The organism is Thalassococcus sp. BH17M4-6 (assembly GCF_049323015.1).
GTDB lineage: Bacteria > Pseudomonadota > Alphaproteobacteria > Rhodobacterales > Rhodobacteraceae > Puniceibacterium.
Window position 1 is genome coordinate 68,149 of sequence record NZ_JBMPGU010000016.1, and the last position, 7,972, is coordinate 76,120.

The following is a 7,972-nucleotide window of genomic DNA, read 5'->3' on the forward strand; positions in this document are numbered from 1 at the left end:
CCTGTCTGGCCTGACGCTCCTGATGGCCCTGGCCGCCGTCCCCGTTGCGGCGGATGAAATCTGGGTGACCAACGAAAAGGACGACACGATCAGCGTGATCGACATCGACACGCTTGCGGTAACGCGCACCATCCCCACCGGCGACCGCCCACGCGGCATCACCTTTTCGCATGACCATTCCGTGGTCTATATCTGCGCCTCGGATTCAGATGCGGTGCAGGTGATGGATCCTGACACGGGCGAGATCCTGCATGATCTGCCCTCGGGCGAGGATCCCGAACAGTTCGCCCTGCATCCCGACAACCGACACCTTTACATCGCCAACGAGGATGACGCGATCACCACCGTCGTCGACACCGAAACCCGCCATGTCGTGCGCCAGATCAACGTCGGGATCGAACCCGAAGGCATGGCGGTTTCGCCGGACGGCACCATCGCGATCACCACGTCGGAAACCACCAACATGGCGCATTGGATCGACACCGCGACGGGCGATCTGATCGCCAACACGCTGGTCGATTCCCGCCCCCGCCACGCCGAATTCGTCAAGGACGGGGCCGAGCTTTGGGTCAGTTCCGAGATTGGCGGCTCGATCACCGTCTTCGACGTGGCGACCAAGGCCGAGAAGGCCAAGATCACCTTTGAACTGCCGCGCATCCTGCCCTCGCTGATCCAGCCTGTGGGCTTTGAATTCAGCGAGGGCGACAGCCACGCCTTCGTCGCACTTGGCCCGTCGAACCACGTTGCCGTGGTCGATGCCGACACCTACGAGGTCGAGGATTACATCCTGGTCGGTCGCCGCGTCTGGCACATGGCGTTCAATGCCGATCGCAGCCTGCTTTTCACGACCAACGGCGTTTCGGGCGATGTCACCGTGATCGACGTGGCCGACCGCGAGGCGATCAAGAGTATCCCGGTCGGACGCTTCCCCTGGGGCGCTGCCTTCCGCCCCACGGACTGAGCCTGCCGGTCGAGGCTTCGACAATGCCGCGCCCCGTGATAGTTTATCCGCAAAGAAGGAGTGTTGCCGATGTCCTGCCGCCTTGTCATGGCACTTTGCCTCGCCCTGCCCGCCCTTGGTCCCGCCCGGGCGCAGGAAACCCAAAGCGACGCGCTGGGAACGCTGAACCCCGACGAGATGACCTGGCAGCGGGTGATCGAGAATTCCGACAATGGCGCGACCGACATGGTCACCTGCGCGTCGGGCTACATGCTCACGAAATCCGGCAATCATGCCGCCGCGCGCGCACTGTTCCGCCGCTGTGCCGAGGCGGGCTATACCGGCGCGATGACCTGGATGAGCCAGCTGGACAACAACGGGCTGGGCGCCGAGTACAACCCCGACGCTGCTGCCCGGTGGGACAGGCAGGCGGCGCTGGCGGGCGATCCGGTCGGGCAGTTCAACCACGGCCTCAACCTCATCCGCGGTCACGGCATCGCCCGCGACGCGGACGCCGGTCGCGCGTTCGTCGATCAGGCGGCAGAGGCGGGCCTCGACATCGCGCAACGGCTTCGGGCCTCGGGGTACGACCCCGACGAGGTCACGCCGGACGCTGACAACTGGCGCTACGCCCCCTCATTCTGAGCCCTGCGGCGCATCTGCGACCAAAGCACAATGTGGCGGTTTTCGCGGCCGGATCCCGCATTTGAGCTCTGAAATCCTTCTGAAACCCGCGTTTCGCGCCGTTTCTGGCGACTTTTGCGACGATTCCACCCTGACGAATCCGGGCCTTGTCAAGGGTCGAAGGGTCGTACGACCAAAGCGCCGTATCCGCCAAGCGCCCCGGCTTTGTACCTTCCCCGCCAGAGGCCCCCCGCATGCGACGGGCGGTCGGGAACGACAGACCTTAGGGAGGATACCATGAACCGTTTCATCGCCGCCGTCACAGCGGGGATCCTGGTTGCGGGCGCAGCCGGGGCCAATGTGACAGAAGAGATGATCGCCAATGACCGCGAGATGACCGGCCAGGTCGTCACCAACGGCATGGGCCGCGATCTGCAGCGATATTCGCCGCTCGACATGATCAACCGCGACAACGTCGACAAGATGGTTCCGGCCTGGGCGTTTTCACTGGGCGGTGAAAAGCAGCGCGGGCAGGAAACCCAGCCGCTGATCTACGACGGCGTGATGTACATCACCGGGTCCTATTCGCGGCTTTATGCCATCGACGTGATGACCGGCAAGGAATTGTGGCAGTACGACGCCCGCCTGCCCGAAGGCATCCTGCCCTGCTGTGACGTGGTCAACCGGGGTGCCGCGATCTATGGCGACAAGATCTTTTTCGGCACGCTGGACGCGCGCATCGTGGCGCTGGACCTCAAGACCGGCGACGTGGTGTGGCGTGACAAGATCGCCGATTACAAGGCGGGCTATTCCTACACCGCTGCCCCGCTGATCGTCGACGGGCTGATCATCACCGGCAATTCGGGGGGTGAATTCGGCATCGTCGGCGAAGTGCAGGCACGCGACGCCGACACCGGCGATCTGGTCTGGACCCGCCCGGTGATCGAAGGCCACATGGGCACGCTCAACGGCGAAGAATCCACCATGACCGGCACGCTCAACGCCACCTGGCCGGGCGACATGTGGAAAACCGGCGGCGGCGCCACGTGGCTGGGCGGCTCCTACGATGCCGACACCGACACGCTGGTCTTCGGCACCGGCAACCCCGCGCCCTGGAACAGCCACCTGCGCAACGCGGGCCAGCCCACCGACGACAATTCCGGCGACAACCTCTATGCCGCCAGCCGCCTGGGCATCGATCCGGCCACCGGCGAGATCAAGTGGCATTTCCAGACTACCCCGCGCGAAGGCTGGGACTATGACGGCGTGAACGAGGTCGTGGCCTATACCGACCGCGACGGCAACATGCGCTACGCCACCGCCGACCGGAACGGTTTCTTCTACGTGCTCAACCGCGAAGACGGCGCCTTTGTCTCGGCCCATCCCTTCGTCAAGGACATCACCTGGGCCGAGGGCATCGACGACACCGGCCGCCCGATGTTCGTCGAGGATAACCGCCCCGGCGATCCCTCCGAAGCGGTCGAGGGCAACAAGGGTGAGGTGGTGTTCTCCTCTCCGTCCTTCCTGGGAGGCAAGAACTGGATGCCGATGGCGTTCTCGCAGCGCACCGGCAATTTCTACGTGCCCTCTAACGAATGGGGCATGGACATCTGGAACGAGCCCATCACCTACAAGAAAGGCGCCGCCTACCTTGGCTCGGGCTTTACTATCAAGCCCAACTACGAGGATCACATCGGCTCGCTCAAGGCGATCGACCCCGATACCGGCGAATGGAAGTGGGAATACAAGAACGATGCCCCGCTTTGGGGCGGCGTGATGACCACCGCGGGTGGCCTGGTGTTCTTTGGCACGCCCGAAGGCGAGTTCATCGCGCTGGATGACGAAACCGGCGAGAAGCTGTGGTCCTTCCAGACCGGCTCAGGCATCGTCGGCCAGCCCGTGACCTGGGAAATGGACGGCGAACAGTACGTTTCGGTGATCTCGGGCTGGGGCGGCGCCGTGCCGCTCTGGGGTGGTGAGGTCGCCAAGAAGGTAAACTTCCTGAACCAGGGCGGCCTGCTCTGGACCTTCAAGATGCCGAAGGAACTGGCGTCCTCGCAATAAGCGCAGACTGCTTGAGGACATGAGACCGGCCCGGGGCTTGCCCCGGGCCGTTTTGTTTGGGATGGGGTCGTCCCTTCTGGCCACCCTACCCTTGAGCGTGTCTACATTTGTTGCCGCTCTTTTGATCGCATTTACCGCAACAAAGGGCCTGACCATGGGACAGAAACGGACGGAGGAATTCCGGCAAGACGCGGTTCCGGACGGGCTGACCACGGACCGAAACAGGGTCCCGACGGATTTCATGAAAGAGCTTTGGCATGGCAAACAGACCGACTGCGCCAGACCAGCCCGCCAGAGCAATCATATCGGCTGACCGAGATCTCTTGACGAGCGGCGACCTGCTACCGACGCCCCGACCCAGGGGCGCAACCGAACTGATGCGACAGCAACGTTCAGAGTCATCTCCGACTTGTTCGATGCCGCCGCATAACCAATATCGCCGACCGGACAACCTCTCGTGACCACCGGACCAACGCAGCAGTCCCGCTCTTTTTCAAATCTGAACGCCAGGTTTCGACTGATGATAGACGGACGCGAAATACTGGTCGAAATAGTCGTCAAGAACGGGCATCGCTGCCACGATCCGTTTGAAATCCTCTGCCCCGACAACGAGAATCTCGGTGGCCTCAAGTGCGCGCACCGTACCTGTCCGCAGTCCTTCGCCCAACAGAACCCGGTCGCCGAAATGCCCTTTGGCGCCAATCTCCTGTACACTGTCCTCATGGCCGTCCCTGCCCGGAATGGTGAGTTCGACGGCCCCTTTCACCACGATGTAAAACCCATCCGCGCGATTGCCGGTTTCAAAGATCCGGTCACCTTTGCGGTAGTGGACGTACCGCGTGCCGATTGGGCTTCCAGAGCCGGTCTGCACGATGCTGCGGCCCAGCACGGCATCCAGTATCCAGTTCGCCGCAATCCGGATCTTGGTCGCGAAACCCGGCACGAAGGACAGATAGTACATCCGCCAAAGCAGCCATGCCTTCCGCCCCGAAAGCCGTATCCCGTAAACTTCGGCCACACCGCGCCCGGCGCCGAGCGATGCCATCGCCCCCTTGGACTGGTAGACAAAATCCTCGGGTTCGCGGCCATCGAAAACCGCCTCGATGTTCTGCGCCAGTGTGCGTGCCTCGCGAACCGCGAATTGCGCCGTTGGCGGGGCCCAGTGATGGCGTTCGGTCGGATCGTCCCGCAGCGGGATCAGGGCGGCATCCCCAAGCGCCCAGACATTGGCCGAGTTTTCGACCCGCATCTTGCGATCCGTCTTGATGCGACCGTGCGCCTGAGGAAGATCCATTTTCTGAACCAGGGCGGAGGGGGCATTGCCGATCGTGGCGACGATGGTCCGGGTTCCGATCACGTCGCCTTTGGTGGTTTCGATCTGGGTTCCGGTGGCCTCTTTCACGCCGGTTTCAAGCATCACCTCTATTCCCTGCCGCTCAAAAAACGTTCTGGCGTATTCGCCCAGGGACGGTGCCAGTTCGGCCAGAATCCGATCTGCGAACTCGATCACCAGGATGCGGACCTCGCTGGCATCGATATTCGAATAATACTTGAGCGATTTGGTGATCAGATCGCGCATTTCGCCGGCGGTTTCGACACCGGAAAAGCCGCCGCCGACAATGGTGAATGTCAAAAGCTCTTTCTTCACCTCGGGCAATGCGGTGATGTCCGCGTGCTCCAGCCTGTCGATGACATGGTTGCGCAATTTGTGCGCGTCGCTCAGCGTCTTGATCGTCAGCGCGTGGTCGGCCAGGCCGGGAAAGCCGGACAGATCCACCGACTGGCCCAAGGCGATGACAAGGTGATCATAGGCCACTTCCGTGTAGCGGCGCTGCACGCCCTGAAAAATCGTGACGATGCGCCGGTCCAGATCCACATCGAAGATCTGCGCCTGCCGGACCTTGACGCCCGGCAGCAATTGCCGCAACGGCGCCACCGCATCCCGCGTGGAAATCGCGGCCGCTGCAACCTCGGGCAGAAGCGGCTGAAAAACAAAGTAATTGACCTCGTTTATCAACTCGATGTCGGCGCTCGTGCCAAGCCGTCGTTGCAGTTCCCCTGCGGCGAACATGCCGGCAAAGCCGCCGCCAAGGACGAGGATCCGCTGTCTACCTGTCTGAGCCATTCGCTTGGTCCTAACCCGTTTCGCTGGTATGCGTGCCGCACCGGACGAAACCCCGCTTCCGACCCTTCGTGTCAGATGGAAGCGAGGCCTTCGTACGACTGGTCGCCTAGGATTTGAGTTCCTTGATCGCCTTATCGACCTCGGCCCGGATCGCCTCGTAGGCTTGCTCATTGGCCTTGCGCACGTTTTCCGACAACTCGGTCATGACGTCGAGTGCCCGCTTCACGGCCTGATGATAGACCTCTTCTGCGTCCTGCGCCGTACCGGTCTTGATATGCGCCATGGCTTCGGCGGTGACATCATGGAAAATCTGCATCTGCTTCTCCATGAGGTCGCGATAGGACGCGGCGGCGGCTTCGTTCGCCTTTGCCATCGCGTCAAACTTGTCCTGTGCCTTCCGCACGGTTTCCTGGGCATCGAATTCGGATGTCTTGACGCCCCAATGCTCCATCATCGCCTGCGGATTGAACATGTTCGAAATATTCTCGGGATCGAACATTTTCATGAATTCTGCATAGCTGTCCGGTGTCTTCTTGGTCATCTGTGTCTTCCTTCTCTCTTACGGTTTGCGGTGTCGCGTGCCTGGCTTGCAGGCCAGTTCTGTCCTCTATTTTTTCTTTTTTGGCGGCATGAGGTCGGTGATTGTGCCTTCGAACATTTCTGCGGCGAAGTTGACGGTTTCCGAGAGGGTCGGGTGTGGGTGGATTGTGTGTCCGAGGTCGACGGCGTCGGCGCCCATTTCGATGGCCAGCGCGGCCTCCGAGATCAGGTCGCCCGCGTTGGTGCCGACGATGCAGCAGCCGATGACGCGGTCATCTTCGGGGTCGAAGAGGAGCTTTGTCATGCCTTCGCTGCGCCCGTTGGACAGGGACCGCCCCGATGCGGCCCAGGGGAAGACGCCTTTTTCGTATTTGACGCCCTGGGCCTTGGCCTCGGTTTCGGTGAGCCCGCACCAGGCGACCTCGGGGTCGGTATAGGCGACCGACGGGATGAGCTTCGCGTCGAAGAACCGCTTTTCACCGGCACAGACCTCGGCCGCGACCTTGCCTTCGTGCACCGCCTTGTGCGCCAGCATCGGCTGGCCCACGACGTCGCCGATGGCGAAGATATGGCTGACACCGGTGCGCTGCTGGTTGTCCACGGCGATAAAGCCGCGGTCGTCCACAGCGACCCCCGCCGCCTCGGCGTCGATCAGCTTGCCGTTGGGCTTGCGGCCCACGGCCACCAGCACCTTGTCGAACGTGTCGGTGGATTCTTCGCCCTTGTCGTCCTCGAACGTCACCTTGAGCCCGCCTTTCTGGGCCTCGACGTTCTTGACCTTGGTCTTGAGCAGGATGTTCTCGTACCGGCCCTTGATCCGGGTCATCAGCGGCTTGACCACGTCCTTGTCGGCGCCGGGAATGATCTGGTCCATCAGTTCGACGACCGTGACCTTGGACCCCAGCGCGTCGTAGACGCAGGCCATTTCCAGACCGATGATGCCGCCGCCCAGAACCAGCATCCGTTTCGGGATGTCCTTGAGTTCGAGCGCGCCGGTGCTGTCGATCACCCGCTCGTCGTCATGCGGGATGAAGGGCAGCTCCACCGGCTCGGACCCGGCGGCGATGATGCACTGGTCGAAGCTGACGGTCTTGGTGCCGTCATCGCCCTCGACCTCGATCATGTTGGGGCCGGTGAACTTGCCATAGCCCTGCACGACCTGCACCTTGCGCGCCTTGGCGAGCCCGGAAAGCCCCCCGGTCAGCTGGTTGACGACGCCGTCCTTGAAGTCGCGCAGATCGTCGAGCTTGATCTTGGGCTTGCCGAAGCTGATGCCGTGGCTGCCCATCTCCTCGGCCTCGGTGATGACCTTGGCCACGTGCAAGAGCGCCTTGGACGGGATACAGCCGACGTTGAGGCAGACACCGCCCAGGGAGGGGTACTTTTCAATGAGCACGACGCTCTTGCCCAGATCCGCCGCACGGAAGGCCGCGGTGTAGCCGCCGGGGCCGGAGCCCAGAACGACAACCTCGCCATGCACATCGCCCTTGCCCGACGCGGTGCCCGAGGCGGCCACGGATTTCGGGGCTTCCCTGGGCGCCTCATCGGCCCCTTTCGGCGCCTCCTCGGCCTTGCCGTCATCGGCGTCGGCGCCTTCGAACACCATGATGACCGATCCCTCGGACACGGTGTCGCCTTCGCTGACCTTGATCTCCTTGACCGTCCCGGCGGCGGGCGAC

General features: G+C 62.6%; 7 protein-coding genes. 4 read left to right on the forward strand and 3 right to left on the reverse strand.

The genetic code is table 11. The features are described from left to right. Positions 1-22: 22 nt before the first annotated feature. The 4 genes from ACOXXX_RS18825 (at position 23) to ACOXXX_RS18840 (ending at position 3,941) form a co-directional block, all read left to right on the forward strand. Positions 23-961: a YVTN family beta-propeller repeat protein gene (locus tag ACOXXX_RS18825; protein ID WP_422828168.1), complete on the forward strand. Its 939-nt coding sequence runs from the start codon at positions 23-25 to the stop codon at positions 959-961. A gap of 69 nt (positions 962-1,030) precedes the next feature. Further along, entirely contained in the window at positions 1,031-1,585 is a 555-nt protein-coding gene (locus ACOXXX_RS18830) for a tetratricopeptide repeat protein (protein ID WP_422828159.1), read from the forward strand. A gap of 276 nt (positions 1,586-1,861) precedes the next feature. After that, a complete protein-coding gene (locus tag ACOXXX_RS18835; protein WP_422828160.1) occupies positions 1,862-3,628 on the forward strand; it encodes a PQQ-dependent methanol/ethanol family dehydrogenase in 1,767 nt (588 codons plus the stop codon). A 154-nt stretch (positions 3,629-3,782) separates the two neighbouring features. Next, positions 3,783-3,941 carry a hypothetical protein gene (locus ACOXXX_RS18840; protein WP_422828161.1) on the forward strand — a complete coding sequence of 53 codons (159 nt, stop codon included), beginning with the start codon at positions 3,783-3,785 and terminating at the stop codon, positions 3,939-3,941. Between the two features lie 180 nt (positions 3,942-4,121). Here the strand turns inward: ACOXXX_RS18840 and ACOXXX_RS18845 are convergent, their stop codons facing one another. The 3 genes from ACOXXX_RS18845 to lpdA all read right to left on the reverse strand — a co-directional run. After that, a complete protein-coding gene (locus tag ACOXXX_RS18845) occupies positions 4,122-5,753 on the reverse strand; it encodes an FAD-dependent oxidoreductase (protein ID WP_422828162.1) in 1,632 nt (543 codons plus the stop codon). 106 nt (positions 5,754-5,859) lie between these two features. Continuing rightward, on the reverse strand, positions 5,860-6,294 hold the full coding sequence (locus ACOXXX_RS18850; protein WP_422828163.1) for a hypothetical protein: 435 nt from the start codon (positions 6,292-6,294) through the stop codon (positions 5,860-5,862). 66 nt (positions 6,295-6,360) lie between these two features. Next, positions 6,361-7,972, reverse strand: a 1,612-nt coding sequence (gene lpdA / locus ACOXXX_RS18855) for a dihydrolipoyl dehydrogenase (protein WP_422828164.1), incomplete at its 5' end; no start/stop codon positions are given.

What these genes read in the sequence shown, in the direction of transcription:
- ACOXXX_RS18825 (WP_422828168.1), top strand. Translation starts at nt 23, where the DNA reads ATGGCCCTGGCCGCCGTCCCCGTTGCGGCGGATGAAATCTGGGTGACC.
- ACOXXX_RS18830 (WP_422828159.1), top strand. Translation starts at nt 1,031, where the DNA reads ATGTCCTGCCGCCTTGTCATGGCACTTTGCCTCGCCCTGCCCGCCCTT.
- ACOXXX_RS18835 (WP_422828160.1), top strand. Translation starts at nt 1,862, where the DNA reads ATGAACCGTTTCATCGCCGCCGTCACAGCGGGGATCCTGGTTGCGGGC.
- ACOXXX_RS18840 (WP_422828161.1), top strand. Translation starts at nt 3,783, where the DNA reads ATGGGACAGAAACGGACGGAGGAATTCCGGCAAGACGCGGTTCCGGAC.
- ACOXXX_RS18845 (WP_422828162.1), bottom strand. Translation starts at nt 5,753, where the DNA reads ATGGCTCAGACAGGTAGACAGCGGATCCTCGTCCTTGGCGGCGGCTTT.
- ACOXXX_RS18850 (WP_422828163.1), bottom strand. Translation starts at nt 6,294, where the DNA reads ATGACCAAGAAGACACCGGACAGCTATGCAGAATTCATGAAAATGTTC.